This window comes from Microbacterium sp. A20 (assembly GCF_004794515.1).
Classification (GTDB): Bacteria; Actinomycetota; Actinomycetes; order Actinomycetales; family Microbacteriaceae; genus Microbacterium.
Genome location: NZ_SSDF01000091.1, coordinates 380,863 through 407,312 on the forward strand (window position 1 = coordinate 380,863; position 26,450 = coordinate 407,312).

General features: G+C 68.4%; 27 protein-coding genes and 4 tRNA genes. 16 read left to right on the forward strand and 15 right to left on the reverse strand.

The annotated features are described in order from the left end of the window. Positions 1-82: 82 nt before the first annotated feature. Positions 83-748, reverse strand: coding sequence for a response regulator transcription factor (locus tag DW298_RS18880; protein WP_136043987.1), 666 nt, complete (start codon positions 746-748; stop codon positions 83-85). Beyond that, positions 745-1,899, reverse strand: coding sequence for a histidine kinase (locus tag DW298_RS18885; RefSeq protein WP_240745196.1), 1,155 nt, complete (start codon positions 1,897-1,899; stop codon positions 745-747). The genes DW298_RS18880 and DW298_RS18885 overlap by 4 nt, the downstream gene beginning before the upstream one ends. A gap of 168 nt (positions 1,900-2,067) precedes the next feature. Between DW298_RS18885 and DW298_RS18890 the strand changes: the two genes are divergently transcribed. The 3 genes from DW298_RS18890 (at position 2,068) to DW298_RS18900 (ending at position 4,874) form a co-directional block, all read left to right on the forward strand. Then, positions 2,068-3,018, forward strand: coding sequence for an alpha/beta hydrolase (locus tag DW298_RS18890; RefSeq protein WP_136043989.1), 951 nt, complete (start codon positions 2,068-2,070; stop codon positions 3,016-3,018). A 62-nt stretch (positions 3,019-3,080) separates the two neighbouring features. Beyond that, a complete protein-coding gene (locus tag DW298_RS18895) occupies positions 3,081-3,482 on the forward strand; it encodes a hypothetical protein (RefSeq protein ID WP_136043990.1) in 402 nt (133 codons plus the stop codon). A 48-nt stretch (positions 3,483-3,530) separates the two neighbouring features. Then, positions 3,531-4,874, forward strand: coding sequence for a deoxyribodipyrimidine photo-lyase (locus DW298_RS18900; protein WP_136043991.1), 1,344 nt, complete (start codon positions 3,531-3,533; stop codon positions 4,872-4,874). A 5-nt stretch (positions 4,875-4,879) separates the two neighbouring features. On the opposite strand, the gene DW298_RS18905 is transcribed toward DW298_RS18900, so the two are convergent. Beyond that, positions 4,880-5,623, reverse strand: a complete 744-nt coding sequence (locus DW298_RS18905; protein WP_168429599.1) for an alpha/beta hydrolase — start codon at positions 5,621-5,623, stop codon at positions 4,880-4,882. Continuing rightward, positions 5,620-6,165 carry a PadR family transcriptional regulator gene (locus tag DW298_RS18910; RefSeq protein WP_136043993.1) on the reverse strand — a complete coding sequence of 182 codons (546 nt, stop codon included), beginning with the start codon at positions 6,163-6,165 and terminating at the stop codon, positions 5,620-5,622. Before DW298_RS18910 ends, DW298_RS18905 begins: the two co-directional genes overlap by 4 nt. An 89-nt stretch (positions 6,166-6,254) precedes the next feature. Here DW298_RS18910 and DW298_RS18915 point away from each other — a divergent pair, with 89 nt between their 5' ends. Further along, positions 6,255-6,521, forward strand: coding sequence for a hypothetical protein (locus DW298_RS18915; RefSeq protein WP_136043994.1), 267 nt, complete (start codon positions 6,255-6,257; stop codon positions 6,519-6,521). Between the two features lie 108 nt (positions 6,522-6,629). Here DW298_RS18915 and DW298_RS18920 read toward each other — a convergent pair. The 3 genes from DW298_RS18920 to DW298_RS18930 form a co-directional block, all read right to left on the reverse strand. Beyond that, positions 6,630-6,701 (reverse strand) — tRNA-Val (locus tag DW298_RS18920). 27 nt (positions 6,702-6,728) lie between these two features. Continuing rightward, a tRNA-Cys gene (locus DW298_RS18925) sits at positions 6,729-6,799 on the reverse strand. 54 nt (positions 6,800-6,853) lie between these two features. Further along, positions 6,854-6,926, reverse strand: a tRNA-Gly gene (locus DW298_RS18930). A gap of 151 nt (positions 6,927-7,077) precedes the next feature. Between DW298_RS18930 and DW298_RS18935 the strand changes: the two genes are divergently transcribed. After that, positions 7,078-7,153, forward strand: a tRNA-Val gene (locus DW298_RS18935). Between the two features lie 62 nt (positions 7,154-7,215). On the opposite strand, the gene DW298_RS18940 is transcribed toward DW298_RS18935, so the two are convergent. Beyond that, complete coding sequence (locus DW298_RS18940; protein WP_136043995.1) at positions 7,216-8,310, reverse strand: PQQ-dependent sugar dehydrogenase; 1,095 nt, start codon at positions 8,308-8,310, stop codon at positions 7,216-7,218. A gap of 123 nt (positions 8,311-8,433) precedes the next feature. Here DW298_RS18940 and DW298_RS18945 point away from each other — a divergent pair, with 123 nt between their 5' ends. Genes DW298_RS18945 through DW298_RS18960 form a run of 4 tightly spaced genes read left to right on the forward strand, consistent with a single transcriptional unit; the run spans position 8,434 to position 11,075 of the window. Beyond that, positions 8,434-8,985 carry a TetR family transcriptional regulator gene (locus DW298_RS18945; protein ID WP_136043996.1) on the forward strand — a complete coding sequence of 184 codons (552 nt, stop codon included), beginning with the start codon at positions 8,434-8,436 and terminating at the stop codon, positions 8,983-8,985. A gap of 28 nt (positions 8,986-9,013) precedes the next feature. Next, positions 9,014-10,063, forward strand: coding sequence for a 2,3-butanediol dehydrogenase (locus DW298_RS18950; RefSeq protein WP_136043997.1), 1,050 nt, complete (start codon positions 9,014-9,016; stop codon positions 10,061-10,063). A 46-nt stretch (positions 10,064-10,109) separates the two neighbouring features. Next, on the forward strand, positions 10,110-10,544 hold the full coding sequence (locus DW298_RS18955) for a GIY-YIG nuclease family protein (RefSeq protein WP_168429606.1): 435 nt from the start codon (positions 10,110-10,112) through the stop codon (positions 10,542-10,544). Between the two features lie 45 nt (positions 10,545-10,589). After that, positions 10,590-11,075, forward strand: coding sequence for a hypothetical protein (locus DW298_RS18960; protein ID WP_136043999.1), 486 nt, complete (start codon positions 10,590-10,592; stop codon positions 11,073-11,075). Between the two features lie 58 nt (positions 11,076-11,133). On the opposite strand, the gene DW298_RS18965 is transcribed toward DW298_RS18960, so the two are convergent. Continuing rightward, positions 11,134-11,520, reverse strand: coding sequence for an SPW repeat protein (locus DW298_RS18965; RefSeq protein ID WP_136044000.1), 387 nt, complete (start codon positions 11,518-11,520; stop codon positions 11,134-11,136). A gap of 289 nt (positions 11,521-11,809) precedes the next feature. On the opposite strand from DW298_RS18965, the gene DW298_RS18970 reads away from it, so the two are divergent. Beyond that, positions 11,810-12,967 carry a DUF1611 domain-containing protein gene (locus DW298_RS18970; protein WP_205820451.1) on the forward strand — a complete coding sequence of 386 codons (1,158 nt, stop codon included), beginning with the start codon at positions 11,810-11,812 and terminating at the stop codon, positions 12,965-12,967. On the opposite strand, the gene DW298_RS18975 is transcribed toward DW298_RS18970, so the two are convergent. The 3 genes from DW298_RS18975 to zapE all read right to left on the reverse strand — a co-directional run bounded on the left by DW298_RS18975 (position 12,933) and on the right by zapE (position 15,945). Beyond that, positions 12,933-13,514 carry a type II toxin-antitoxin system PemK/MazF family toxin gene (locus tag DW298_RS18975; RefSeq protein ID WP_136044001.1) on the reverse strand — a complete coding sequence of 194 codons (582 nt, stop codon included), beginning with the start codon at positions 13,512-13,514 and terminating at the stop codon, positions 12,933-12,935. The two genes, DW298_RS18970 and DW298_RS18975, sit on opposite strands and share 35 nt — an antisense overlap. Positions 13,515-13,534: 20 nt before the next feature. After that, positions 13,535-14,773 (reverse strand): ammonium transporter, encoded by a 1,239-nt coding sequence (locus tag DW298_RS18980; protein WP_136044002.1) that lies wholly within the window; start codon positions 14,771-14,773, stop codon positions 13,535-13,537. A gap of 134 nt (positions 14,774-14,907) precedes the next feature. Next, positions 14,908-15,945 carry a cell division protein ZapE gene (gene zapE, locus DW298_RS18985; protein WP_136044003.1) on the reverse strand — a complete coding sequence of 346 codons (1,038 nt, stop codon included), beginning with the start codon at positions 15,943-15,945 and terminating at the stop codon, positions 14,908-14,910. Between the two features lie 145 nt (positions 15,946-16,090). Between zapE and DW298_RS18990 the strand changes: the two genes are divergently transcribed. Next, on the forward strand, positions 16,091-16,984 hold the full coding sequence (locus DW298_RS18990) for a sulfurtransferase (protein WP_136044004.1): 894 nt from the start codon (positions 16,091-16,093) through the stop codon (positions 16,982-16,984). Between the two features lie 19 nt (positions 16,985-17,003). Further along, the gene (locus DW298_RS18995) at positions 17,004-17,435 is read left to right on the forward strand and encodes a SufE family protein (RefSeq protein WP_136044005.1); all 432 of its coding nucleotides are present in this window, start codon (positions 17,004-17,006) and stop codon (positions 17,433-17,435) included. Here DW298_RS18995 and DW298_RS19000 read toward each other — a convergent pair. Then, positions 17,419-18,573, reverse strand: coding sequence for an alpha/beta fold hydrolase (locus DW298_RS19000; RefSeq protein ID WP_136044006.1), 1,155 nt, complete (start codon positions 18,571-18,573; stop codon positions 17,419-17,421). The genes DW298_RS18995 and DW298_RS19000 overlap by 17 nt on opposite strands. 25 nt (positions 18,574-18,598) lie before the next feature. Between DW298_RS19000 and DW298_RS19005 the strand changes: the two genes are divergently transcribed. The 4 genes from DW298_RS19005 to DW298_RS19020 all read left to right on the forward strand — a co-directional run bounded on the left by DW298_RS19005 (position 18,599) and on the right by DW298_RS19020 (position 23,797). Beyond that, the gene (locus DW298_RS19005) at positions 18,599-19,180 is read left to right on the forward strand and encodes a DUF3000 family protein (RefSeq protein ID WP_136044007.1); all 582 of its coding nucleotides are present in this window, start codon (positions 18,599-18,601) and stop codon (positions 19,178-19,180) included. Beyond that, positions 19,173-20,366, forward strand: coding sequence for an HRDC domain-containing protein (locus tag DW298_RS19010; RefSeq protein ID WP_136044008.1), 1,194 nt, complete (start codon positions 19,173-19,175; stop codon positions 20,364-20,366). The genes DW298_RS19005 and DW298_RS19010 overlap by 8 nt, the downstream gene beginning before the upstream one ends. 72 nt (positions 20,367-20,438) lie before the next feature. Next, complete coding sequence (locus tag DW298_RS19015) at positions 20,439-21,644, forward strand: thiolase family protein (protein ID WP_136044009.1); 1,206 nt, start codon at positions 20,439-20,441, stop codon at positions 21,642-21,644. Positions 21,645-21,652: 8 nt separating this feature from the next. Continuing rightward, the gene (locus DW298_RS19020) at positions 21,653-23,797 is read left to right on the forward strand and encodes a 3-hydroxyacyl-CoA dehydrogenase NAD-binding domain-containing protein (RefSeq protein ID WP_136044059.1); all 2,145 of its coding nucleotides are present in this window, start codon (positions 21,653-21,655) and stop codon (positions 23,795-23,797) included. Positions 23,798-23,920: 123 nt separating this feature from the next. Here DW298_RS19020 and DW298_RS19025 read toward each other — a convergent pair whose 3' ends face one another. Continuing rightward, entirely contained in the window at positions 23,921-25,552 is a 1,632-nt protein-coding gene (locus DW298_RS19025; RefSeq protein WP_136044010.1) for a GMC family oxidoreductase, read from the reverse strand. Continuing rightward, on the reverse strand, positions 25,545-26,450 hold the full coding sequence (locus tag DW298_RS19030) for a YegS/Rv2252/BmrU family lipid kinase (protein ID WP_136044011.1): 906 nt from the start codon (positions 26,448-26,450) through the stop codon (positions 25,545-25,547). Before DW298_RS19030 ends, DW298_RS19025 begins: the two co-directional genes overlap by 8 nt.

Consider the following 26,450-nt stretch of genomic DNA (forward strand, 5'->3'; position numbering starts at 1 on the left):
GGTCGGTGTCCAGGTTACTCGTATGAGCACGCGGTGTTGACCGCCGCGCACGCCCCATCGAAGATGCGCCGGAGGAGGGCCATCAGCCTCCGGGGACGACGATTCCGGACTCGTACGCGAGGATCACCAGCTGGGCACGGTCGCGCGCATCCGCCTTCGACATGATGCGGTTCACGTGCGTCTTCGCGGTGTGCGGCGAGATGGTGAGCGCCGACGCGATCTCCTGATTCGTCCGGCCTCCGGCGACCAGCACCAGCACCTCGCGCTCGCGGGCCGTCAACCGGGCGAGCACCTCCGCGTGCGCGCCCGGCGTCGATGGTGTGGCTCCGCGCACCGAACGTTCGATGAGCGTGCGCGTCGCCGTGGCCGACAGCAGCGACTCTCCCGCGTCGATCGTGCGCACCGCGCGGACGATGTCGTCCGGTTCCGCGCCCTTGCCGATGAAGCCGCTCGCGCCCGCGCGGAGGGCGGCGACCACGTAGTCGTCTTCCTCGAACGTCGTGAGGATCAGCACCCGGGGCTTCCCCTCCGGTCGCGCGGCGCAGATGAGCTCGGTAGCGGCGATCCCGTCCAGGTCCGGCATCCGGATGTCCATCAGCACCACATCCGGGACGAGTTCGGCGGCGGACGCGACCGCTGCGCGCCCGGTGGCGGCCTCGCCGACCACGTGCAGGTCCCCGTCTGTGAGGATGTCCCGCACCGCCTGGCGGACCAGCGGCTGGTCGTCGACTACGAGGACAGAGATCATCCGCGGACCCTCCGTCCGTTCGTGGGGAGGTGCACGGAGAGGACGAATTCCTCGCCCGTGCTCTCCACGGCCACGTCGCCCCGGACGGCGGAGACCCGTTCGCGGAGCCCACGGAGCCCGTGCCCGCTCGACGATGGCGGGACGACGCTCGGGTCCAGCGGATTCGCGACCGTCAGAGCGAGCGCATCATCGACCGCGCGCACCGTCACCACGACTCGCCCCTCCGCTCCGTGCTTGTGCGCATTCGTCAGCCCTTCCTGCACGACCAGATACGCGACGTGGTCGCTCGCCGGGGACATCGTCACGGTGTCGTCCGCGCGTCGCAGGTCGATGCGGAGACCGACATCCTCGAACCGCTCGACCAGGGCGCCGAGGTCGGCGAGCCCATGCTGCGGACGGAGATCGAAGGGGTCATCCACGTCGTCCGCGCGCAGCAGCGACATGAGCCCGCCGATGTCGGCGAGCACCGTGCGCGAAGCGCTGCGGATCGTCGTGAGCGCTTCCCGGGCACGTTCGGGCTTGCTCTCCAAGGCGGACGACGCCACCCCTGCGTTGAGGCTGATCACCGAGATCTGGTGCGCGACGACATCGTGCAGATCCCGTGCGATCCGCACCCGCTCCTCCATCACCCGGCGCCGCGCCTCGTCGTCGCGGCTCTGCTCGGCACGCTCGGCCCGCTCCGTCATGACCGCGACGAACTCCCGACGCGAGCGCGCGGCATCGCCCAGCGCACCGGCGAGCAGGAGTGACAGGACGAACTGGAGCGCGGCGGAGTCGAAGAGGTCGCCGCCCATGGCGAGGCCGTTCGAGAGGAACGCGACCACCGCCGCGGCGAGGACTCCGACCACTCCCACCAGCCGTCCGCGCAGATCGACGAGCGCGTAGCAGCTGAAGGCGGCCGCCAGGAGCGCGCTGGGTGATACGACCCCGGCGAACGCGAGCACGACCGCGCAGACCAGGCTCGCCCCGAGAGCCACGAACGGCACGCGACGACGGACCAGCACCGCCGCGGCTGGCAGGAGCGCGGGGACCAGCAGCCACCCGGTGGCCCGGAAGTCCTCGGCAGGGAACGGCAGGACGGCGAAGATGACGACCACGGCGAAGATGATGACACTCCGCAGCGCGGCCGCGATCCCACGAGCTCCAGGCACCGGCATCCCTCCAGTATTTCGCGGTTCTCCGGGCAACGAGTCCCCCACGAGGACGAGATCCGCATACCGCGGATGCGGTACGCGGATGTATGCGTCGGGGGGACGCGCCGGCGGACCCGACGAGGAACGCTGGAACCGGGTCGCACCGCGCGACCGGAAGAGGTGTCCATGAAGAAGGTCGCAAAGAGAGCGCTCATCACCGTGACGGCGATCGGCGCCGTGATCGCGGTGGGATTGGCCACCACGACGATCGTCAACGCTGTGGCGAGTGGTGTCGAAGCCGATCGCATCGAACCGTACGGCGAGACGGTGAGTGTCGATGGGCACGACATGAATGTGGCGATCTCGGGCGACGGGCCGGAGACCATCGTGTTGTTGCCCGGGTTCGGCACGCCCTCCCCCGTCATCGACTTCGAACCGCTGGTCGACGATCTCGCAGCCGACCACCGCGTGGTCGTGGTGGAGCCCTTCGGATACGGACTGAGCGACGGGACCGATCGGTCGCGAACCACGGAGAACATCGTCTCGGAGGTGCACGAGGCGCTACGGAGCCTGGACATCGACAGCTACGTGCTCATGGGGCACTCGATCGCCGGAATCTACGGCATCGAGTTCGCGCACCGGTATCCCGACGAGGTGCGGGCGTTCGTCGGCATCGATACCAGTGTCCCGGGCCAGCCCCACGTGGACACGGTGTTCCCCACCGGCCTCATGGGAGCGGCGAAGAACCTCGGTCTCGTCCGGTTGCTCACCGCGTTCGGCGGCACCGACGACGGGGAGTCCCCCTCCTCAGCGGAGGCGCGCGAGCAGATGATGCTCCTGACCAACCGCAACTCCCTGGGTCCGACCTACTTGGACGAGATGTCCCACATCCGGACCAACTTCGCTGACGCGATCGGCTCGACGTTCCCGCAGGATCTGCCCCTCCTCCTCTTCGTGGTGGCCGAGAACGAGACCACACCCGAATGGCTGTCCCTCCACGACGAGCAGGCCGCGACCGTCGCGGACGGAACCGTGGTGCCGCTGGATGGCGAGCACTATCTGCACCACACGCACTCCACGGAGATCGCCGACGGCTTCCGGTCCTGGGAGGAGGCACGGGACTTCTCCGGCGATTGACCGATTCAGTGCCGGTGCCCTCGGAGGCATCGCGCTTCCGAGGGCACCTGTAGCGTGAGCGGATGAGCAGAGCAGTCGCGCGCTGGATCCTCGGCGCCATCGGCGTCACACACTTCGTGAGCACCCGCGGCTTCCGCGTCGTGGTCCCCGACTGGGCTACCCGGTTCATGCGGCTCGACAAGGACGCGATCGTGATCGCCTCGGGGGCGGCGGAGGTCGCGCTCGCCGCAGGACTCGTCGCGCTCCCTCGAGAACGGCGCAGGATCGGATGGGCGACCGCCGCGTTCTTCGCCGCGGTCTTCCCCGGCAACGTGTACCAGTGGCGCACGCGGCGTTCGACTCCTGGGCTCGACACCGACGCCCGGCGGTTCGGTCGTCTCTTCCTGCAGCCCCTGCTCGTCGTGTGGGCGCTGTGGGCCACGGACGACGAGAGAGGGAACTCTCGCCGTATGCGGCGACGTTGATCGGGTCTGTCTCCCGAAGGGACGGCCCGGGTCAGCCAGAATAGGGCCATGGCCTCCCCCTCGCTCGTCTGGTTCCGAGACGATCTGCGCCTGGCGGACAACCCCGCCCTGCGCGCCGCGATCGATCGCGGTGAGCCGATCGTCGCGCTCTTCGTGCTCGACGAGGAGTCGCCGGGATTCCGCGCGCTCGGTGGCGCCGCACGATGGTGGCTGCATCATTCGCTGGAGTCCCTCGAGGGGAGGCTTCACGATCGCGGAGGTTCCCTGGTGCTGCGCCGCGGCCCGGCGGAACGCCTCGTTTCTGATCTGGCCGACGAGATCGATGCCGGAGCCGTCTTCTGGAATCGCCGGTACGGTGGCCCCGAACGGTCGGTGGATGCCGGGCTCAAGGCCGCGCTGCGAGCCGAGGGAATCGACGTCTCCTCCTTCGCGGCGTCACTCCTGCACGAGCCCTGGACGGTCACGACCGGCAGCGGGACCCACTATTCCGTCTTCACACCGTTCTGGCGTGCGTGCCTCGCCCTTCCGGCGCCGCGCGCGCCGCTCCCCGAGCCGCGAACGGTCGACGGCCCGGCTCATGCTCCCGCATCCGATGCTCTCGACGACTGGGACCTGCTGCCCACCCGGCCGGATTGGGCCGGCGGACTGCGCGAGACGTGGGAGCCAGGCGAACCCGCCGCCCGACGACGGCTTGCGGAATTCCTCGAACATGATCTCCCCGCCTACGACCGTGCCCGTGACGAACCCGCCGCCGGCGCGACCTCGCTGCTGTCCCCGCGGCTGCGATGGGGAGAGATCAGCCCGTTCACCGTCTGGCACGAGTCCGTCGGCATCGACGGCGCCGGTGGCTTCCTCTCCGAGCTCGGGTGGCGTGAGTTCGCCTGGCATACGCTGTACCACTCCCCCGATCTCGCGACGAAGAACCTCCGTCGTGAATTCGACTCCTTCCCGTGGCCGCCCCTCGATCCTTCGCACCTGGACGCCTGGCAGCACGGCGAGACGGGCGTGCCGTTGGTGGATGCCGGGATGCGCGAGCTCTGGCACACCGGCTACATGCACAACCGCGTCCGGATGGTCGTGGCGTCGTTCCTCGTCAAGAACCTGCTTATCGACTGGCGACTCGGCGAGGAGTGGTTCTGGGACACGCTCGTCGACGCCGACGAGGCCAACAACCCGTTCAACTGGCAGTGGGTGGCGGGCTCGGGCGCCGACGCCGCGCCCTACTTCCGAGTGTTCAACCCCGAGCTCCAGGCGAAGAAGTTCGACCCGCAGGGGCTCTACATCTCAGAGTGGGCCTCGGAAGCGCCGACCGAACCGATCGTCGACCTGGGCGAGACGCGCAAGGCAGCGCTCGCCGCGTACGACGTGGTCAAGCGGGCTCCTCGGCCGTAGCGCGGTCAGCGAGCGCTCGGCCCGAGCGGAAGCAGGTCGGCGTGGGCTGCCCTCTCATCGAGCCAGGTACGGAGGATGCGGTTGAAGAGCTCGGGGTCCTCGGCGTTCCACGCGTGGTGCATGCCGGGAGCGAGCCCGATCGTCGCATCCGGTCGCGCCGCGCGCACGACCTGCAGGCAGTCGTGGAAATAGCGCATCTCCCGCTCGCCCGCGATCGCCATGAGCGGAGCGGAGACGTCCACCAGAGAAGTCACGCCTCCGGGATAGACCTCATGCAGCTGCTCGGCCAGCTTCGCACGGGAGATGGGCGGACAGCTCACCACGAACCGCTTCGCCTCCTCTCCCGATAGCCCGAACTGACGTGCCATGACGGCCCAGAAGAAACGCCGGTTCCACAGCGTCAGCGGACCCCAGTTCATCAGCCGCATCGACGGACGATACGGGAGCACCGACGCCCCGGTCACGAAAGCACTTGCCACTTTGGCGGGGTGGCGGGCCGCGAGGTGCAGCGCGACCATCCCACCGAGAGAGAGCCCGACCACGTCGATCGGTTCGCCGGCCTCCCGGTCGATGAACGCCGCCAGCCGGTCGGCCACACTGTCGAAGTCGGTCCAGGGTTCGTCCCGTCTGGACAGGTACCCCGGCAGGTCGGGCGCGAGGGTGAGCCGGTCGTCGAACGCCGACGACTGCCCCGCCCAGCTCCAGCCGCCGACGGTGCCACCATGAAGGAACAGGACGGGGCGGGTCATGAACGCGTCTCCGCCCCGAGCCCCGATCGGAGCGCTTCCAGCCATTCGAGGTGACCGTCGTGCTCACGGAGGCCCTGATCCAGCGTCATGGAACGCAGCCAGCCCGAGCGGTCGGACCGAACGTCCGGACGCGGGGTCTGCGCACGAATCACCCGGAGCGCGTCTCGCGCCGCCGTCGCCTCTGCCATGCGAGCGTCGATCACCGCGACGAGCTCGGGATCGTCCAGCTCACCGGCGAAGAACATCCGGGCGATGAAAGCGTCCCGCGGCACCTGTCGAGCGGGCGGAGAGACGAGCCATGCCCGCATCGCCTCATATCCCTGGTCGGTGATGTGGTGGACCACACGATCTGGCGCGTTCGTTCCGGTCACGATCTCCGTGCGGGCGAGGCCCTCCTCCACCAGTTTTGCGAGAGTGCGATAGATCTGAGCCTTGTCGGCATGCCAGAAATAGGCTGCCGAGGTCGCGAAGGCCGCCATGAGGTCGTAGCCCGTCATGGGCCTGACGGCGAGGAAGCCGAGGATGATGCGGGAGAGCGTCATTCTCCGAGTGAAGCACGCGACTAGTCGATAAGTCAACTAGCCCTGTGGGGTGCATAGCGGTGCAGACCAGGAATCCGTAGTGTGCACTCATGGAAGAGAATCGAGTTCCTCAGGCCACTCTCGCGTACCGGGTGACAGCTTGGGTCGTCGCCGTGTTCGTCGGTTCGGTCGCGGGTACCGGTCTGGGGCTGCTCACCCAGGACTTCTGGACCGGCCTCGTCGCCGGCGTCGCCGCCATCGGCCTGATCGGCTTCTCGATCACCCTGGCGGCGCGACGCGAGGGACACGGAACGATCGATGCCGCCCCGCCATGGACGGGCGATACGGGCGCACGCCACGATGGCGGATCCCTCTGAACCCGCCGCGCTGCTGGATGCGGCGACGCGCGCGAACCGGCCCGCACTCCCCCAGGTCGCTCACTCTCCGGGCACGAAAAAACCCCCGGAGAACCGGGGGTTTGTCTGTGCGCGATACTGGGATCGAACCAGTGACCTCTTCCGTGTCAGGGAAGCGCGCTACCGCTGCGCCAATCGCGCCCGTTGGGGCTATTCAGTTTTCCCGTGAGGTGGCGACGGGATTCGAACCCGTGTAAACGGCTTTGCAGGCCGGTGCCTAGCCGCTCGGCCACGCCACCGTGTGGATTGACCCCACGTGCGAAGAGCCTTCCGAAGAAGACCCTCTGCACTCGAGCGGATGACGAGACTCGAACTCGCGACCCCAACCTTGGCAAGGTTGTGCGCTACCAACTGCGCTACATCCGCATTTCGTTCCCGGTTGTCCCGGGCACTCATGAAACATTAGCCGAAGATTCCCCCTCCGCCAAACCCGCAGCGAATCTCGCGCGTGTCTCGCAGAGTGGTCCGTACGGCCTCTGAGCGTCGGGTAGTATCGGTTGACGTACCCCACGGGTATGGGCGATTGGCGCAGTTGGTAGCGCGCTTCCTTCACACGGAAGAGGTCATCGGTTCGAGTCCGGTATCGCCCACCAGAGAAGCCCCTCATACCTCACGGCATGCGGGGCTTCCGGCATTCTGGCCCCTCGCTTGCGATTCAGCGGCCCTCGTCGAGCGACACGCGGACGACCCGATCGTCGCCGTCCCCGGGTTCGCCGCGACCGTCGGTGTTGTTGGTGAGCATCCACAGGGCACCGTCAGGGGCGACGACCACATCACGAAGCCGCCCGTAAGCTTCGATGAAGTGCTCGGCGAACGACGAGAGATCGTTCAGCGGCACCTCACGCAGCCGTTCACCCCGCAGATTCGCGATGAACACCGCCTCTTCCGCGATGGCGATGCCGCTTGGGCTGGCGGCATCCGGCGCCCACTGCTGTACAGGGTCGATGAACTCCGCACGGTCCGCGACGCCTTCGACGACCGGCCATCCGTAGTTCCCGCCCGGCTCGATGACGTTCAGCTCATCCCACGTGTCCTGTCCGAATTCGCTCGCGTACAGCGTCCCGGTTTCATCCCAGGCCAGCCCCTGCGGGTTGCGGTGTCCGAGGCTGTAGACCGGTGATCCGTCGATGGGGTTGTCGCCCGGGACCGCACCTTCCGGTGTGATGCGGAGGATCTTGCCCGACAGCGACGCCGGATCCTGAGCACTCTCGCGGTCGCCCGCATCCCCCACCGTCACGTAGAGCATTCCGTCGGGACCGAAAGCGATGCGGCCACCGTTGTGATTCGACGCGGCGGCCAGGCCGTCCAGGATCGTCTCCGGAGCGCCGAGACCGAGGGAACCAGGCGAACCGGCGAGGCGGAAGCGCTGCACGCGGTTCTCTTCCGCGACGGTGGAGTACGCGTACAGATACCCGTCGCGCACGGCGATTCCAAGCAAACCGCCTTCGCCGCCGGGTGCGACGCCATCGATCACCGCGACTTCGCCGACGTCGCCGTCATCCGACACCTCGACGATCCGAGCACTGTCACGCTCGCTGATCAGTGCGACTCCCTCGTGGAAGGCGATCGACCACGGCGCTGCCAGATTCTCGACGAGCGTGGTCTCGGTTCCGGCAGAGACCGATCCCGAAGCATCCGGAAGCCTCGAGGGCGACGGGGCCGATGCCGTCGGCGCACACGCCACGAGAGCGATCGACGCGGCCGACAGGACGATCCACGCGACCAAACCTCGCCGGGACCTGATCACCATCTCCGCTCCCCTCGGTCGTCACTGTCGCCGCTCGACGCGAGTACCCGTCCCTTTCGAGACTAGGCGCGTGATCCACCACACAGAAGAGGCGACTATCTGACACATGTCAGATAGACTGGACCCATGGATGCGAGGTCGCGACGTTCACGGGAGAGTCTTCGTGGCGCGGTGCTCGAACTGGCCAGTCGGATGCCGGTCGCCGATGTCACCGTCTCCGCGATCTGTGCAGCAGCGGGTGTCACCAGAGACACCTTCTACCGGCACGCGGAGAGTCCGGTGCAGCTCCTCGCCGACGCGCTTTCCGCGGAGATCGACGCCGCCATGGAGATCCTGCCGCAGACGGACGCCATCGGCGATGGCGAACGAGCTCTGCTGGAGCACATCCGGCGACGGGCTTCCGTGTACCGCGGGGCGATGCAGCCCCTGCTGGCCGCGCCCGTGCGCAGCAACCTGGAGGCATCCATCCGCTCCGGACTGCTGCTGTGGGCCGAGCTGCACACGCAGATCGTTCCGCCCGTGTTCGCGGAGGATCCTTCCGCGATGCGGATCGCCGTTGCGTACGCCGCAGCGGGCACCGTGGGCGCCATCGAGGAGTGGCTGCGGAGCGACGACGACGACATCGACCGTGCCGTGAGAATGATCCTCGCGGCATCACCGGAGTGGTGGCTGCGATGACGGCTACCGGAGAAGAAGGAGAGAAGAGATGAAGGCCGCACTGTTCCACGCCAAGGAAGATCTGCGCATCGAAGAGGTCCCCGAGCCGACTCCCGGGCCCGGACAGGTCAAGCTGCGCAACGCGTATGCGGGGATCTGCGGGTCGGACCTCCACGTGTACTACTCCCCCGAAGCAGCCGGACTCGACCTCGAGCACCCGCACCCCGTGACGGGTGCCACGCTGCCCCAGATCCTCGGCCACGAGTTCTCCGGCACCGTCGTCGAGCTCGGCGAGGGAGTGAGCGACGTCGCGGTGGGCGACCGGGTGGCCGTCTGGCCCATCTACTACTGCGGCGAATGCCCCGCTTGCCGCCGCGGCATGTTCAACGCCTGCCAGAAGATCGGCTTCCACGGGCTCAGCTCCGACGGTGGTGGCATGGCGGAGTTCACGACCGTCGACGCGACGAAGCTGCACGTGCTGCCGGAGAACGTCGACCTGCGCATGGGTGCCCTCGTCGAGCCGATGTCGGTCGCGTGGCATGCGGTCTCCCGCAGCGGCGTCGAGGCGGGCGGCACCGCTCTGATCGCGGGCGCCGGACCGATCGGCATCGGTGTGTGGTTCGCCCTGCGTGCGCGCGGGGTGGAGCGCGTGCTCGTGTCGGAGCCCAGCGCGGAGCGTCGCGCGATCATCGCAGCCCTCGGGGCCACGGTGGTCGATCCGGTGAACGAGGATCTCGCGGCCGCAGTCGCGACGCTGACAGACGGCGACGGTGTCGACGTGGCCTTCGACGCAGCGGGTGTCGGCGCAGCCATCAGCTCGTCCCTGGCGAGCCTGGTTCCCGGCGGTCGCGTGGTCGTGGTCGCCATCCACGAGCGCACGATGGACTTCCTCCCCACCCAGCTGGTGATGGCCGAGACCGAGATCGCGGGCGCGCTCGCGTACCTTCCCGAGGACTTCGACGCCGTGATCGAGGCGATGTCTCGCGGCGTCTACGACACGACCGGCTGGGTGCAGGAGACTCCGCTCGAGAACGTCGTCGACGCGATCCACGCGCTGCGCGGGGGTGCCGGCGCGAAGATCCTCGTGCACGCCGGCTGAGGCTGGTCCGGGTGTCGGAGGGCGCGCGTAGTCTGCTTCGGTGCCGATGAAACGCGCCCTTCCGAGCCCGTGTGCGCTATGCGGCAGCATCCACGGGGTCCGGATCGACGACGCCTGGTGCTGCGCCGAGTGCGGATGGCGCTACGGCGACGCTCCCGATCCCGACCTCCCGCTCCCCCGCATCGACGTCGTCTACTACATCCGATACGACGACCGAGTGAAGATCGGCACCAGCTGGCGCCCACGGCAGCGCCTCGCGAGCATCCGACACCAGGAGCTGCTCGCGTTCGAACGCGGCGACCGATCCGTCGAACAACAGCGCCACCGCGAGTTCGCCACCATACGCGAGGGCGGTGAGTGGTTCACCCTCACCCCGGAGCTGCGGGCGCACGTAGCCACTCTCCGTCGGGAAGGCGACCCCTGGTTGCTGTACGCCCGCTGGCTGAGCCACGCGCTGCGCGGTCTCGACGACTCACGGTAGCCCCTCGTATGGTGGTCGGACCTCCCACGACGAAAGGACGCCCATATGGAAGACGAACGTGGACTCTCCCGACGCTCAGTCATCACCGCCGGAGCCTGGTCCGTCCCGATCATCGCTGTGGCTGCCGCGACACCGCTCGCAGCCGCGAGCACCGGCGGCGGGACCCTCTACGTCGTCGGAGACGCGTATGGCGGCGACCCGGGCGGGATCTTCCTCAATGGCTCCAACTACAACGGCTTCGGTGCGACTCAGACGTACGAGCCCGGGGAGGTCGTGCTCACCTTCACGCTCCCGGAGGGCGTGGACTTCTCGGTGAATGCTCCCGGCGGATGGGTGGTCGCGGTCAGCGGCAATGTGGTCACCATCTCGAACGGCGTCGCGCTGCCGCCGAGCGAGACGGGCGATCTCGGCAGTTTCTCGATCACCGGCCCGTTCGAGGTGGGGAGCACTTATACGGTGACCTCCGCGCCGCCTCAGCTCAACGTGATCTACGAGGGAAACGTGGGCGGCGGAGTCTTCGCCGGAGCATGACGATGCCGGGCGACTGCTTCGGGAAGTCCAGTCGCCCGGCATCGCGTCCGGGTGTCGCTCAGGCGGCGGCGACGCGGCCCCGAGTGGTCGCCGGCTGAGGCTGCGAGAAGAGCACCACGACGATCACCGCGGCACCCACGACGACGTGCGGGAGCCAGACGTTGAGCGCCTCGTCGGCGAATCCGAAGATCCACGGCGAGAGGGCCAGGAAAAGGCTGGCGACGATGTCGAACACGAGGTGGACCGGCATCGGGATGAAGCCGAAGGGGCCCCATTCGTACTTCGTGAACAGGCTGTACACGATGAGCCCGACGCCGAGGACGATCGGGATGATGACCGCGGCTCCGCCCACGCTCGCGAAACCGAACAGCCAGGGCGCGGCGATCAACGCGATGCCGACGATGTAGTCGAGGACTCCGTGGACCTTGGTGGGGATGAAGCGCATGATTCCTCCTTGTGTGACGCCGCTGAACGCGACTCACCAATGGTTCGAAGCCCGTGCCGGATCGGATTGGCCGAGCGGCCACAGCTGTTCCCCTGCCTGCGGCGGGCACCGGGGCGAACGCGGTCGAGCGGGACGTGGCCGAGGCTCCCCACGGCCCCGTCCCAGCGAGCACTGCTACGGTGAGGAAGTCGGCATCGTGCCGACATCAGGGAAGACTTCTCGTCGACCAACGGGCCTTCTGGGTCATTTCGTTCTCCGTCGCCTCCTCTGTGTGAGCCCGAGGAGCGTCATGCCCACCCCGTCAACTCCCTCTTCCATCGACCCTGCGCACGCCTGGGCGGAGCCCATCGCGCTCCCGGCCGGCACGACGGCGATCGTGTACTGCGAAGGCCAGTTCGGCGAGCAGGACGGCAAGACCGCGAACGGATTGGTCCGCCACTCCGAGAAGTACGAGATCCTCAGCGTCATCGACAGCACGCATGCGGGCGCAGACGCCGGGATGCTGTTGGACGGCTCCGCGAACGGCATCCCGATCCTCGATAACCTCGCCACGGCGATCGCGCACGCGGGTCACGTCCCCGACTACCTGATCTGCGGCGTCGCACCCGCCGACGGGCTGCTCTCCACTGCGCAGCGGACCGTGCTGCTCGACGGCATCGCCCGCGGCATGCACATCATCAACGGGCTGCACGAGTTCCTCACCGACGACGCCGAATTCGTGGCGGCCGCCCTGCTCGCCGGGGTGACCATCACCGACATCCGCCGCCCCAAGGACAAGAAGGACCTCCACCTCTTCTCCGGCCGCATCTTCGACGTGACCTGCCCGCGCATCACGATCCTCGGCACCGACGGCGCGATCGGCAAGCGCACCACGGCCACGATCCTCGTGCGGGCGCTCAATGAACGCGGCATCCATGCCGTCATGGTCGGCACCGGGCAGACCACGATCATCCAGGGCGGTCGCTACGGCGTCGCGCTCGACGCACTCGTGCCGCAGTTCTGCTCGGGCGAGGTCGAGCACCAGGTGGTCGCCGCGTTCGAGGGCGAGCACCCCGACGTGATCATCGTCGAGGGCCAGGGTGCTCTCAGCCATCCGGCCTACATCACCTCGGCGCACATCCTTCGCGGAAGCCAGCCCGAGGGTGTCATCGTGCAGCATGCCCCGGGCCGCACGGTCCTGGGCGACTTCCCGATGGTCGCGATGCCGACCGTGACGAGCGAGATCGCGCTGATCGAGGCCTTCGCCGACACTCGCGTGATCGGCGTGACCGTGAACCACGAGAACCTCTCGGCGGATCAGCTGGCCGCGGCGATCGACGAGATCGAACTCGACACGGGTCTGCCGGCGACCGATCCGCTGACGCGACCGCTGTCGGAGCTCGTCGAGATGGTGCTCCAGGCGTTCCCCGCTCTCACCCCGCGACAGACCACCCGTACAGCCGCGTAAGAGCGGCTCCGACGCGGTCGTAGCGGCGCCTGTCGAGGACGGCGGCCTCCCGCCGCAGTCCTCGCTCGTGCACGCTGTACAGCTGTTCCACGTCGACCCAGGACTCACGCCCCTGCGAGTCCCACGCTCCGGTGCCGATCGACAGGTAGTCGCGGTCGCCGTCGTGCGGCTTGCTGGTCATGCGCACGGCGTAGACGCGCTCCGCCGATTGGCGACCGATCACGAGAACGGGGCGGTCCTTGCCGCGTCCGTCGTTCTCCTCGTAGGGCACCCAGGTCCAGACGATCTCGCCCGCATCCGGGGCTCCGTCCCTCTGGGGTGAATATGCGACCTGCAGGTCGCGGATCCGATCCGGATCGACACGAACGGTCGCGGTGCCGCGGTCGTGCGCCGCCCCCGACGTTGGGACGGATGCCGACCGCTCCTGAGATGTGCGCAGACGCGCGTCCGGGCGTCTCGGATCTGTCGTCCGAGACGCCCGGCCGGACCCCACTGCCTTGAGCAGGATGTCCACGAGTGCTGTCAGGATGCCGTTGGTCTTGCTCACACGGTCACCCTAACCGCAGATCATGCGTCGGCGAGTGCGTAGCCCTCCTCGCCGTGCACGACCTGGTCGACACCGGCGATCTCGTCCTCGTTCGTGACGCGGAACCCGATCGTCTTCTCGATCGCGAAGCCGATGATGAAGGCGACCACGAAGGAGTAGATCAGGACACCGAGCGCTGCGATGACCTGCACCGCGAGCTGACGGGCGTCGCCGCCGACGAACAGGCCGGTCTCGCTCGCGAAGAAGCCGAGGTACAGGGTGCCGATGAGCCCGCCGACGAGGTGGATGCCGACCACGTCGAGCGAGTCGTCGAAGCCGAGGCGGAACTTCAGCTCGATCGCGAGGGCGCAGACCACACCGGCGAGGGCGCCGAGCAGCAGTGCCCAGCCGGGCGTCAGGTTGGCGCACGCCGGGGTGATGGCGACGAGACCCGCGACGGCACCGGAAGCGGCGCCGACCGAGGTGGGCTTGCCGTCCTTGATCTTCTCCACCAGGATCCAGCCGAGGATGGCCGCCGCGGTCGCACCGAGGGTGTTCAGGCCGATGAGTCCGACGCCGCCCATGTCCTCCGCGAGCCATTCCGCGCCGGCGTTGAAGCCGAACCAGCCAAACCACAGCAGTGCGGCACCGAGCAGCGTCAGCGGGACGTTGTGCGGCTTGAGGATGCCCTTCTGGAAGCCGATGCGCTTGCCGAGGACCAGAGCCAGAGCCAGAGCGGCCGCACCGGCGTTGATGTGCACCGCGGTGCCGCCGGCGTAGTCGATCACGCCGATCCCGCTGTCCTCACCGAAGAGCGTGGAGCCGAGGTTCATGATCCAGCCGCCACCCCACACCCACGCGGCGACCGGGAAGTAGCCGACCGTGGCGAAGATGCCGGCGAAGATCAGCCAGCTGCCGAACTTGGCGCGGTCCGCGATCGCACCGGAGATCAGTGCGACCGTGATGATCGCGAAGGTCGCGCCGTAGGCGACTCCGAGGAGCGCGACGTTCGATCCCTCACCGGACGCCAGGCTGGACAGCCCGAAGTCGGCGAACGGGTTGCCGGCGAAGGCGGTCGGGCTGTCGACGGCGCTCATCGAGAAGCCGAAGAGAATCCACAACACAGCGACAAGACCGATCGAGCCGAAGCTCATCATCATCATGCTGACGACGCTCTTCGCCTTGACGAGACCGCCGTAGAAGAAGGCGACGCCGGGCGTCATGAGCAGCACCAGCGCTGTCGCGGTGATCGCCCACGAGATGTTGCCGGGAGCATCCATAGGAAAACCTCACATCCGAAGTAATTGAGAGCTTCAGTGTGACGACGCGCCGTTTCACGCATGCGTGAGGTTTGTTTCCCTGCGGTTACAGCGCGGCTCCGGGTGTGAACATCGCGTTACGCGAGCCTTGGGGCTTACGCAGAATGCGTCAGCGCGTTGAGGCGGGAGACCGCACGCAGGTACTTCTTGCGGTATCCGCCGGCCAGCATCTCCTCGGAGAACACCGAGTCGAGACCGAGGCCCGTCGCGATGATCGGGATCTGCGCGTCGTACACGCGGTCCACGAACGCGACGAACCGCAGCGCCTCGGACTGATCCGTGAGCTGACGCGCGCCGCGCAGCCCCACCTGCCCGAGCCCCTCGATGAGACGGATGTAGCGCGACGGGTGCACCTGGGCCAGGTGGCGGATCAGGTCGTCGAACCGGTCATCGGAAGCCGCGCCGACCTGACCGGCCGCCGCCGATGCGGTTTCATAGGCGGCGTCGTCGAGCACCACGGCATGACCGTCCAGCGCTCGCTGACGGAAGTCGACCCCGTCGATGCGCAGCGTCTGGAAGCTGTCGGACATGGCATGGATCTCGCGGAGGAAGTCCTGCGCGGCGAAGCGTCCCTCGCCGAGGGCGTTCGGCGGCGTGTTGGAGGTGGCCGCGAGACGGGTGCCTGTCGGAACGAGTTCGCCGATGAGTCGGGTCATCACCATCGTGTCGCCCGGATCGTCGAGCTCGAACTCGTCGATGCAGAGGAGATCGGCACCCTTGAGCAGGTCGACCGTGTTCTTGTAGCCCAGAGCACCCACCAGGGCCGTGTACTCGATGAAGGAGCCGAAGTACTTCCGACGTGCCGGCATCGCGTGATAGATGGATGCGAGCAGGTGGGTCTTGCCGACGCCGAAGCCGCCGTCCAGATAGACACCAGGCTTGAGCTCGGGTTCCTTCTTCGCCCGGCTGAAGAAGCCACCGCGCTTGACCGGGGCTCCGCGACCGGAGAAGCGCATCAGCGTCTCCTTCGCCTCCTCCTGGGAGGGATAGGCGGGATCGGCCCGGTAGCTGTCGAACGTCGCCGTGTCGAACTGGGGCGGCGGCACCAGGCTCGCGAGCATCTCCGGTCCGGTGACGGTCGGCTGGCGCTCTGTGAGGTGCACGATTCCGGTGCGGCTGGTCGGGTCGGTCATCACGGTCCTGAATCGGGTGCTGGCCTGTGTCGAAGTCTTACGAATCGGGCGCAGGGTGCTCGGCGGGGATCTATCGTCGAAGGGACGGATCAACACTACGCCGTCTGCACCCGCACCCTCGCCCGCTCAACGCTTCGGAGATCCCATGGCCATCGAGTTCGATTCCTCCTCCCCCAAGTTCGCCGAGTACGCCGAGCCCGGTCGGCTCGTCACGACGCAGTGGCTCGCCGAACGGCTGGGAACACCCGGGCTGGTGGTCGTCGAGTCCGATGAGGACGTGCTGCTGTACGAGACGGGCCACATCCCGGGCGCCGTCAAGGTCGACTGGCACACCGAGCTCAACGACCCCGTCGTGCGCGACTACGTCGACGGCGAGGGCTTCGCCGAGCTACTGAGCCGCAAGGGCATCGAACGCGACGACACGGTCGTCATCTACGGCGACAAGAACAACTGGTGGGCCGCCTATGCGCTCTGGGTCTTCTCGCTCTTCGGCCACGAAGACGTCCGTCTGCTCGACGGCGGCCGCGACCGCTGGATCGCCGAGGGTCGAGAGCTGACCCGCGAGGCCGCGAACCGTCCTGCCACGGAGTACCCGGTCGTGGAGCGCGACGACTCCGCGATCCGTGCCTACAAGGAGGATGTGCTCGCCCACATCGGCAACCCGCTGATCGACGTGCGCTCCCCCGAGGAGTACAGCGGAGAGCGCACCACGGCGCCCGCCTACCCGGAGGAGGGGGCGCTGCGCGCCGGGCACATCCCCACGGCGCAGAGCGTGCCGTGGGCGAAGGCGGTGGCCGAGGACGGCGGGTTCCGCAGCCGTGCCGAGCTCGACGCGATCTACCGCGAGGGCGCCGGCCTGAACGACGGCGACGATGTCGTCGCCTACTGCCGCATCGGCGAGCGGTCGAGCCACACGTGGTTCGTGCTCAAGCACCTCCTCGGTTTCGAGAACGTCCGCAACTACGACGGCTCCTGGACCGAATGGGGCAGCGCCGTGCGCGTGCCGATCGTCACCGGGGCAGAGCCGGGCACCGTCTGAACGTGGGAGAATGGCGGGGATGAGCGCGAGCGAAGTTCCTGAGGCACTGGCCGAGATCCGCGACGGGTTCCTGGAGACATCGGAGTCCGATCGCCTCCTGCTGCTGCTCGAGTATTCGGACGAGCTTCCCGACGTCTCCGACGAAGTCGCCGCCCACCCCGAGATGTACGAGCGGGTCGCCGAGTGCCAGTCGCCCGTTTACATCCACGTCGAGGTAGAAGACGACATCGTCACGATGCACGCCACGGCTCCGCCGGAGGCCCCGACCACGCGCGGTTTCGCGAGCATCCTGGTGCAGGGCCTCACCGGGCTCACAGCAGACGAGGTCCTGGCGATCCCGAACGACTATCCGCAGTCGATCGGTCTCACCAAGGCGGTCTCACCGTTGCGCATCGGCGGCATGACGGGAATGCTCATGCGCGCGAAGAACCAGGTCATTCAGAAGCGCTGAGCCCCTGTGCGTCGAGCCAGTCGGTGATCGCCGTGCTCCACCCGGTCTCGTCGTAGTTCCAGAGCTTGGTGTGCCGCGCGACCGTGAACCGCGGCATCGTGACCAGATCGGGGCGCGCCTCCTGCAGCGCGTGCGAGGAATCGGCGGGGACGAATCCGTCGTCGTCGCTGTGCAGGATCAGGATCGGCGCGGTCAGTTCGTCGGCCCTTGCGACCATGTCGAGGCGATCGAACAGGATCGGCTCATCGGCTCCGCTGAGGCGCGCGGTGAGCGGCGACTGCAGAGCGCCCATGGCGAGAGCGGGCAGCGGCGCGCGCACTCCTGCCATCTGCGCCTGGAACCGCAGCACCGTCCGCCAGTCGACGACCGGAGACTCGAGGATGATCCCCGCGATGCGGTCACGATGCCCCGAGGTGACAGCCGCCTGCAGCGACACCGCGCCGCCCATGGACCAGCCCATCAGGATCACGCGTTCGGCGCCGTGGCGGAGCGCGTACGCGATGGCGGCATCGACGTCTCGCCATTCCGACGCGCCCAGCGCGTAAGCCCCGGCCTTGGTGCGGGGCGCCTCGCCGTCGTTGCGGTACGACACGACGAGGTTCGGGAGGCCTGCGGCATGCAGCACCGGCACGGCCCGCAGGCACTCCGCACGCGTGGCACCGCGCCCGTGCACCTGGATCACCCAGGTCGACGAGGACGCCGGGAAGTACCAGGCGGGGCAGGGACCCGCAGGGGAACCGATCAGCACGTTCTCCCAGCGCAGATGCAGCTCACTCGGCGAGGAGTAGTAGTACCCGCTGAAGGAGGCCGCCCGGTCCACGCGTGAACCGGGTTCGATCTGGGTCAGCAACTTGCGGCGCACCGTCGTCGCATCCGCACTGAGCACGGCACCGAGCTTGACGTAGCCGTACGTCCCGGTGGTGAAGAGACCGTAGCGACCGGGCAGCTCGGTATCGAGGGTGCGCTGCAACTCGATCGTCTGGGCGCCCGTGTCGACGGCCAGGATCTGGGTGTCGGTCGGGCGACGCATCGGCGTGACCACCCGGCGGGCGACGGCGAACACGAGAAATGCGAACGCCGCTCCGAAGGCGAGCAGGGCAGGGACAAGGAGCGTAACGGCGTGCCTGAGACTCTTCATCGCTTCCTGACTCTAGCCTGTTGCCGTGACCGCACACCCCGAAGCCGGGACGCCCTTCGACAGCGCTGTGGCCGAGCTGCGCGAGACCGCGTTCCGCGATGACATCACGGTGCGCGAGATCGCCACCCCCCAGGGCCTCGCTCCGTTCGCCCTCGCGCTCGCCGCGGACGTTCGACCGGAGAGCGACGGGGAGTCTGTGTACGGCACCGGCCGCTTCGTCCTGCTGCATGATCCCGACGAGCCGGGAGCATGGGGAGGATCGTGGCGCATCGTGATCTTCGCGCAGGCGCCGCTCGAGACCGAGATCGGAACCGACCCGCTTCTGGCCGACGTGACGTGGTCCTGGCTGGTCGATGCACTCGACTCCCGGGAGGCCGTGTACCACTCGGCATCGGGCACGTCGACCAAGACGCTGTCGAAGGGGTTCGGAGGGCTCGCCGTCGAAGGCGACGGAGCCCAGATAGAATTGCGGGCGTCCTGGACTCCGGAGGGCCCGTTCCGACCGCACGTCGAAGCATGGGCCGAGCTGGTCGGAATGCTGGCGGGACTTCCGCCCGGCTCCGAGGGCATCGCCGTGATCGGCGCGCGAAAGGCTGTACGTGACTGAATACTCCGTGATCTCGGATGCCGAGGAGTTCCGCGCGGCGTGCGCCGTGCTCGCCGCCGGCACCGGCCCAGTGGCCGTGGACGTCGAGCGCGCCTCCGGCTTCCGCTACTCGCAGCGGGCCTACCTCGTGCAGGTCTTCCGCCGCGACGCGGGCGTCTTCCTGTTCGACCCGCCGGCGATCGGCGACTTCGCCCCGCTCCAGGAGGCGATCGGCGATGTCGAGTGGGTGCTCCACGCCGCGAGCCAGGACCTGCCGTCGCTGCGCGAGCTGCACCTCGAGCCGCCGGTGATCTTCGACACCGAGCTGGCCTCCCGACTGCTCGGCCATGAGCGCGTCGGACTCGGCGCCGTCGTCGAGGACACGCTCGGCATCGTCCTCAAGAAGGAGCATTCGGCGTCGGACTGGTCGACGCGTCCGCTGCCGGACTCGTGGCTCGAGTATGCGGCGCTCGACGTGCTGCACCTGATCGATGTCCGAGACATCCTGGTCCAGGAGCTGGAGGAGCAGGGCAAGACCGCGTTCGCCGCCGAGGAGTTCGCGGCGACCCTCGCCCGCGCGCCGAAGCCGCCGCGCGAGGACCCCTGGCGTCGGCTCAGCGGACTCCACCAGGTGCGCGGTGCCCGCAACCTCGCCGTGGCGCGCTCCCTCTGGCAGGCCCGAGAGGCCTATGCGCAGGCGCAGGACGTCTCCCCCGGCAGGCTCGTGCCCGACCGCTCGCTGGTCGCGGCGGTCATGGCGAATCCGACGTCGAAGCAGGCGCTCGCAGGTGTCAAGGAATTCCAGGGCCGCGCCAGCCGCACTCAGCTCGACCGCTGGTGGCAGGCGATCGTCGACGGCCGCGCATCGGAGGAGCTTCCTCGCGAGCGCGTGCCGAGCGACACCCTCCCGCCCCCGCGCGCCTGGGCGGACCGGAACCCCGAGGCCGATGCGCGTCTGAAGGCAGCGCGTCCCGTCGTCGAAGCGGTTGCCGAAGAACTGGGGATGCCCACCGAGAACCTGCTCACGCCCGAGTACCTGCGACGTGTCGCGTGGGACCTGCCCGGTGAGACGCCCGAAGAGATCGCCGCAGCTCTCGCCGCACTCGGGGCTCGCCCCTGGCAGATTGCACAGACTGCACAGAAGATCGCGGACGCCTTTGTAGAGGCGGCGCAATCGCCGGACACCACCCCGGCGGACGCTTCGTAGGTTCGATCCAACCGATTCCTCCCCGTTTCGCGGGCTTCATAGACTGAGGCCACGCACTAACTTGGAGGCAGAGTGGCCGAGATCTCGGACGTCTTCTTCGTCGATGGAGTACGCACCCCTTTCGGGCGCGCCGGCGAAAAAGGCATGTACTGGAACACCCGCGCGGATGACCTCGCCGTGAAGGCGACCATCGGCCTGATGGAGCGCAACGCTGCCGTCCCGGCCGACCGCATCGATGACGTGGCGATCGCCGCGACGAGCCAGACCGGCGACCAGGGACTCACCCTCGGCCGGTCGGTGGCGATCCTCGCCGGACTTCCGCAGACCGTTCCCGGACTCGCCGTCGAGCGCATGTGCGCCGGCGCGATGACCAGCGTCACCACCATGGGCGCCTCGATCGGCGTCGGCATGTACGACTTCGCCCTCGCCGGTGGTGTCGAGCACATGGGGCACCACCCGATCGGCGGCAACGCCGACCCGAACCCGCGCTTCGTCGCGGAGAAGATGGTCGACCCGGGTGCCCTCAACATGGGTGTCACCGCCGAGCGCATCTTCGACCGTTTCCCGCACCTCACCAAGGAACGCTCCGATCGGTTCGGCATGCTGAGCCAGCACAAGGTGCAGGCCGCGTACGACGCGGGCAAGATCCAGCCCGACCTCGTGTCCGTGGCCACGAAGGGCGCTGATGGCGCCTGGGGTCTCGCGACCGAGGACGAGGGCCGTCGTCCGCAGACCACGATGGAGGACCTCGCCGCACTGAAGACGCCGTTCCGTCCGCACGGGCGCGTCACGGCGGGCACCTCCTCCCCCCTCACCGACGGCGCGACGATGTCGCTGCTCGCCGGCGGCGGCGCGGTCAAGGAGTTCGGCCTCGCCCCGAAGATGCGGATGGTCTCGTTCGCCTTCGCTGGCGTGCAGCCCGAGATCATGGGCATCGGTCCGATCCCCTCGACCGAGAAGGCGCTGAAGAAGGCCGGTCTCACGATCGACGACATCGGCCTGTTCGAGCTGAACGAAGCCTTCGCCATCCAGGTGATCTCGCTGCTCGACCACTTCGGCATCGCCGATGACGACCCCCGCGTCAACCAGTGGGGCGGCGCGATCGCGCTGGGGCACCCGCTCGCGGCATCCGGTGTGCGTCTGATGATCCAGCTCGCCGCGCAGTTCGCTGAGCGCCCCGACGTCCGCTACGGCCTGACCGCCATGTGCGTCGGACTCGGCCAGGGCGGCTCGGTCATCTGGGAGAACCCGCACTACGACGGCAAGAAGAAGAAGTGAGCGCGAACGTGACGAACTACGACGACATCGACTTCTCCCCCATCCAGGCGCTCACCGAGGGCGAGGTCATCACGCAGTCGCCCGTGCGCGACATCCGACTCGCCTCGGGCAAGGTGCTCGCGCTCATCACGCTCGACAACGGTCGCGATCACACGCGCCCGAACACCCTGGGCCCGGCGACACTCACGCAGCTGGGCGAGACCCTCGACGGCGTGAAGGCACGTGCCGCCGCAGGCGAGATCCAGGCCGTCGGCATCACCGGCAAGCAGTACATCCTCGCGGCCGGTGCCGATCTGTCCGACATCAGCAAGGTGGGGTCGCGTGACAACGCACGCCTCATCGCGCAGCTGGGGCACAAGGTCCTCGGCAAGCTCAGCGACCTCGGGGTGCCTTCGTTCGCCTTCGTGAACGGCCTCGCGCTGGGGGGCGGCCTCGAGATCGCGCTGAACTCCAGCTACCGCACGGTCGATGCCTCCGCGGCCGCGGTGGCGCTGCCCGAGGTCTTCCTCGGCATCATCCCCGGCTGGGGTGGCGCCTACCTGCTGCCGAACCTGATCGGCATCGAGAACGCGCTCGAGGTGGTCATCTCGAATCCGCTCAAGCAGAACCGGATGCTGAAGCCGCAGCAGGCGTTCGACCTGGGCATCTTCGACGCGATCTTCCCCGCCGCGAACTATCTCGAGAACTCGTTGGCCTGGGCCGACGCGGTCCTCGGCGGCAAGAAGGTCGAGCGCAAGAACGAGCCGGGCAAGATCGAGCGCCTCACCAAGTGGCCGATCGCCATCAAGATGGCGCGCGGCATGCTCGAGTCGAAGATCGGCACCGTGCCGAAGTCGCCGTATGCCGCGCTCGAGCTGCTCGACAAGGCGAAGAGCGGCACCAAGGCCGAGGGCTTCGCCCGTGAGGACGAGGCGCTGGCAGAGCTCGTGACCGGCGATCAGTTCGCCGCGTCGATGTATGCCTTCGACCTGGTGCAGAAGCGGGCCAAGCGACCTGTCGGCGCTCCCGACAAGCAGCTCGCGAAGAAGGTCACGAAGGTCGGCATCATCGGTGCGGGACTCATGGCGAGCCAGTTCGCCCTGCTCTTCGTGCGCAAGCTCCAGGTGCCCGTGCTCATCACCGACCTCGACCAGGCGCGCGTCGACAAGGGCGTCGCCTACATCCACGAGGAGATCGGCAAGCTCGAGGCCAAGGGTCGTCTGGACTCCGACTCGGCGAACAAGCTGCGTGCGCTCGTCACCGGCACGACCGACAAGAGCCTCTACGCGGACTGCGACTTCGTGATCGAGGCCGTGTTCGAAGAGGTCGGCGTCAAGCAGCAGGTATTCGGCGAGATCGAGAAGATCATCGCCGAAGACGCGATCCTCGCGACCAACACCTCGTCGCTGTCGGTCGAGGAGATCGGTTCGAAGCTCGCGCACCCCGAGCGTCTGGTCGGCTTCCACTTCTTCAACCCGGTCGCCGTCATGCCGCTGATCGAGATCGTGAAGACGCCGACCACCTCGGAGGCCGCGCTGTCGACTGCATTCGTCGTCGCGAAGAACCTGGGCAAGAACGCGGTCCTCACCGCCGACGCGCCCGGCTTCGTCGTGAACCGTCTGCTCGCCAAGGTCATGGGCGAGGCCGCTCGCGCGGTCTACGAGGGCACGCCGATCGCGGATGTCGAGAAGGCCTTCGGTCCGCTCGGTCTGCCGATGGGCCCGTTCCAGCTGATCGACCTGGTCGGCTGGAAGGTCGCCGCCCACGTGCAGGACACCATGGTGCAGGCGTTCCCGGACCGGTTCTACGCCAACGAGAACTTCCACGCACTCGCCGAACTCGACACGGTCGTGGAGAAGGACAAGGGCGGTCGCGTCGTCGGCTGGAGCAAGCAGGCCGAGAAGGTCCTGAAGCCCGCCGTCGGCAAGACGCCGGCAGCGGCTGCGACCATTCTCCAGCGCGTGCAGGACGGCCTGGCACAGGAGATCAAGCTGATGCTCGACGAGGGCGTCGTGCCCGAGGTCGAAGACATCGACCTCTGCCTGATCCTCGGTGCCGGCTGGCCGTTCATCGACGGTGGGGCCTCGCCCTACCTCGATCGCGAGGGCGCCTCCGAGCGGGCGTTCGGTGGCTCGTTCCACACTCCGCAGATCCGCGGTGTCGAGCACCGCTGACCACGAAGTTCACGCGAAGCGCCCCACCGGATTCCCTGCGGATCCGGTGGGGCGCTTCCTCGTCCACCGCGGCCGATGCCCTAGCCAGGAGTGATGGGCTCCACACACCCGGATCGCCGAGACTCAGCCAGCGGACTGCGCCGGCCGGCTGTCGTCGTCTCCGCGTCGAGGCCAATACGACAGTGCCCGCTCTGCGAGCGCGGTGATCGTGAGCGAGGGGTTCACGCCGGGATTCGCGGGAACCGCCGCACCGTCGACGACGTGCAGGCCGGGGTGCCCCCACACCCGGTGGTACGCATCGATGACACCGTCCGCGCGTGACGCCGAGATCACGGCGCCACCCAGGAAGTGCGCGGTCAGCGGGATGCCGAACACCTCCGGCCAGGATCCGCGTGCGGCCGCGGGCACCCCGCCTTCGGCCTCGACCCGCGCGGCGATCGCCGCCGCCGCCGTGTGAGCCTGTGGCAGGTAGCTGGGATTCGGCTCGCCGTGTCCCTGGGCACTCGTCATCACGAGGCGACCGAAGCGACGGCTCAGCGAGAGGGTGAGCGAGTTGTCCGCCGTCTGCATCACCAGCGCGATGATCCCGCGCTCGCTCCAGCGACGGAGGCTGCCGAGTCGGAACTGCCGCGACGGAGAGCGGAGCACCTGCGCGACGAGGCTGCGCAGACGCACCCCGAGCGGTCGGTCGCCGGGGACGAGGACGGTCGCCAGCGCACCCATGAGGTTCGATCCCGGGCCGTAGCGGACGTTCTCGACGTGCGCGCGGTCGTCGATGTGGAACGAGGTGGTGATCGCCACGCCGCTGGCGAGCTGGAGCGACTCCGGGACGCTCGTGGCGACCGCGCCGTCCAACGCCTCGGAGTTGGTGCGCGTGAGCCGGCCGACGGACGCCGAGACCTGCGGCAGTGCCCCGGACTCCTTCATCCGGTGCAGCAGCTGCTGCGTGCCCCAGGTACCGGCTGCCAGGACCACCTGCTCTGCGGTCACCGTCCTCCGCGCGTGCCGGAACCAGGCTCCGCTGCGCTGCGTCGTCACCGCGAACCCGCCTCCGGCGAGCTCTCGCACCTCGCTCACCGTGCGCAGCGGCTCGATTGCGACCCCACGGCGCTCCGCGAGGGCCAGGTAGTTCTTCATGAGCGTGTTCTTCGCGCCGACCCGGCAACCCACCATGCAGTTGCCGCAGAGCGTGCAGCCGGTGCGATCGGGGCCCTCGCCGCCGAAGAACGGATCCGGCGTGCGCTCCCCCGGTCTCCCGAACCAGACTCCGACCGGCGCGCGCCGAAACGTCGAGCCGACGCCGAGGTCGTCGGCCGCGCCGGCCATGATCCGTTCCACCGGCCCCGTGTGCGGGTAATGCTCGACGACGCCGAGCATCCGCTTCGCCGTGGCGTAGTGCGGTGCCAGTTCGGACTCCCACTCCGCGATGCCCCGCCACTGCGGGTCCTCGAAGAACGCCGCCCCCGGCTGATACAGCGTGTTCGCGTAGTTGAGCGATCCCCCGCCCACGCCGGCACCCGCCAGGATCATCACGTGCGGCAGTCGGTGGATGCGCTGCACACCGTGGCATCCGAGCGCCGGCGCCCAGAGGTAGCGGCGGACATTCCAGTTGCTCTTCGCGAAGTCGTCGTCCTCGAAGCGGCGCCCCGCCTCGTAGACCCGGACACGGTAGCCCTTCTCCGCCAGTCGCAGAGCCGCTACAGAACCTCCGAAGCCGGACCCGACGATCACGACGTCCTCGTCGAACTCAGTCATCGCTCTCCCTCGGCCCCATCATCGTGAGCGCCCCCGGCAGCACCGAGATGGTGCACTCGTGCTCGCCGATGCGCTCGCCGTCCGCGTAGACCACGAGGCCGGGGGCAGACACCGTGACCGACCGTGCACGGCGATGCGCGACCTCAACGCGCGCGAGATGCGTGCCGCGGAGCAGCAGCGGGAACAGTCGCAGCAGACGCAGGCGGCCCAGCGGCGCGACATGGACGATGTCGAGGAGCCCGTCGTCGGGAACGGCCCCGGCGCAGATGGGCATCCCTCCGCCATAGCTGGAGGTGCTGCCGGCCGCGATCAGCGTGCCCGGCGCGCTCCTGGTCGCCTCTCCGTCGACGGCGAGGACGAAGTCCATCGGGCGCAGTCGGACGAGCTCGATGAGCAGTGCGAGGTAGTAGCGAGGTGCGCCATGCGGCCAGCGGAGTCGGTTGGTACGGTCGCTGACCTTCGCGTCGAAGCCCAGCGCCGCGATGGTCAGGAACTTCCGGCTGCCCATCGCCGTGCGCACCACGCCGACGTCGATCGACCGCGGCACACCGGTGAGGGCGAGCTCAGCGGCGGCCCGGGCGTCACCGCGCGGGAGTCCGAGCGCACGGGCGAGATCGTTCCCCGTTCCCGCGGGCACCAGAACAACGGGGACAGAGGCGGCGCACACCGTGTCGAGCACGCCGGAGAGCGTACCGTCGCCGCCCACGATGACCAGCACACGCGGTTCGTCCGCCAGCGCGGTGACGGCGAGCCGAGCGGTGTCCGCTGCGGAGCCACCGGCGTAGGCGCGCACCTCGGCACCGCGCTCCCGGAGAACCCGTACGGCCGCCTCCGCCGCCCGCCCGCCCCGGCCTTTGCCGGAGAACGGGTTCGCGAGCACGGCGATGTGCTCGGCCAC

Excerpts from the sequence above, each read along its gene's own strand:
- DW298_RS18895 (WP_136043990.1), top strand. The coding sequence starts at position 3,081 with ATGAGCAGAGCAGTCGCGCGCTGGATCCTCGGCGCCATCGGCGTCACA.
- DW298_RS18970 (WP_205820451.1), top strand. The coding sequence starts at position 11,810 with ATGCCCACCCCGTCAACTCCCTCTTCCATCGACCCTGCGCACGCCTGG.
- DW298_RS19000 (WP_136044006.1), bottom strand. The coding sequence starts at position 18,573 with ATGAAGAGTCTCAGGCACGCCGTTACGCTCCTTGTCCCTGCCCTGCTC.
- DW298_RS18990 (WP_136044004.1), top strand. The coding sequence starts at position 16,091 with ATGGCCATCGAGTTCGATTCCTCCTCCCCCAAGTTCGCCGAGTACGCC.
- DW298_RS18980 (WP_136044002.1), bottom strand. The coding sequence starts at position 14,773 with ATGGATGCTCCCGGCAACATCTCGTGGGCGATCACCGCGACAGCGCTG.
- DW298_RS18955 (WP_168429606.1), top strand. The coding sequence starts at position 10,110 with ATGAAACGCGCCCTTCCGAGCCCGTGTGCGCTATGCGGCAGCATCCAC.
- DW298_RS18940 (WP_136043995.1), bottom strand. The coding sequence starts at position 8,310 with ATGGTGATCAGGTCCCGGCGAGGTTTGGTCGCGTGGATCGTCCTGTCG.
- DW298_RS18995 (WP_136044005.1), top strand. The coding sequence starts at position 17,004 with ATGAGCGCGAGCGAAGTTCCTGAGGCACTGGCCGAGATCCGCGACGGG.
- DW298_RS18950 (WP_136043997.1), top strand. The coding sequence starts at position 9,014 with ATGAAGGCCGCACTGTTCCACGCCAAGGAAGATCTGCGCATCGAAGAG.
- DW298_RS18880 (WP_136043987.1), bottom strand. The coding sequence starts at position 748 with ATGATCTCTGTCCTCGTAGTCGACGACCAGCCGCTGGTCCGCCAGGCG.
- DW298_RS18915 (WP_136043994.1), top strand. The coding sequence starts at position 6,255 with ATGGAAGAGAATCGAGTTCCTCAGGCCACTCTCGCGTACCGGGTGACA.
- DW298_RS18945 (WP_136043996.1), top strand. The coding sequence starts at position 8,434 with ATGGATGCGAGGTCGCGACGTTCACGGGAGAGTCTTCGTGGCGCGGTG.
- DW298_RS18905 (WP_168429599.1), bottom strand. The coding sequence starts at position 5,623 with ATGACCCGCCCCGTCCTGTTCCTTCATGGTGGCACCGTCGGCGGCTGG.
- zapE (WP_136044003.1), bottom strand. The coding sequence starts at position 15,945 with ATGACCGACCCGACCAGCCGCACCGGAATCGTGCACCTCACAGAGCGC.
- DW298_RS18900 (WP_136043991.1), top strand. The coding sequence starts at position 3,531 with ATGGCCTCCCCCTCGCTCGTCTGGTTCCGAGACGATCTGCGCCTGGCG.
- DW298_RS18890 (WP_136043989.1), top strand. The coding sequence starts at position 2,068 with ATGAAGAAGGTCGCAAAGAGAGCGCTCATCACCGTGACGGCGATCGGC.
- DW298_RS18960 (WP_136043999.1), top strand. The coding sequence starts at position 10,590 with ATGGAAGACGAACGTGGACTCTCCCGACGCTCAGTCATCACCGCCGGA.
- DW298_RS19025 (WP_136044010.1), bottom strand. The coding sequence starts at position 25,552 with ATGACTGAGTTCGACGAGGACGTCGTGATCGTCGGGTCCGGCTTCGGA.
- DW298_RS18965 (WP_136044000.1), bottom strand. The coding sequence starts at position 11,520 with ATGCGCTTCATCCCCACCAAGGTCCACGGAGTCCTCGACTACATCGTC.
- DW298_RS18910 (WP_136043993.1), bottom strand. The coding sequence starts at position 6,165 with ATGACGCTCTCCCGCATCATCCTCGGCTTCCTCGCCGTCAGGCCCATG.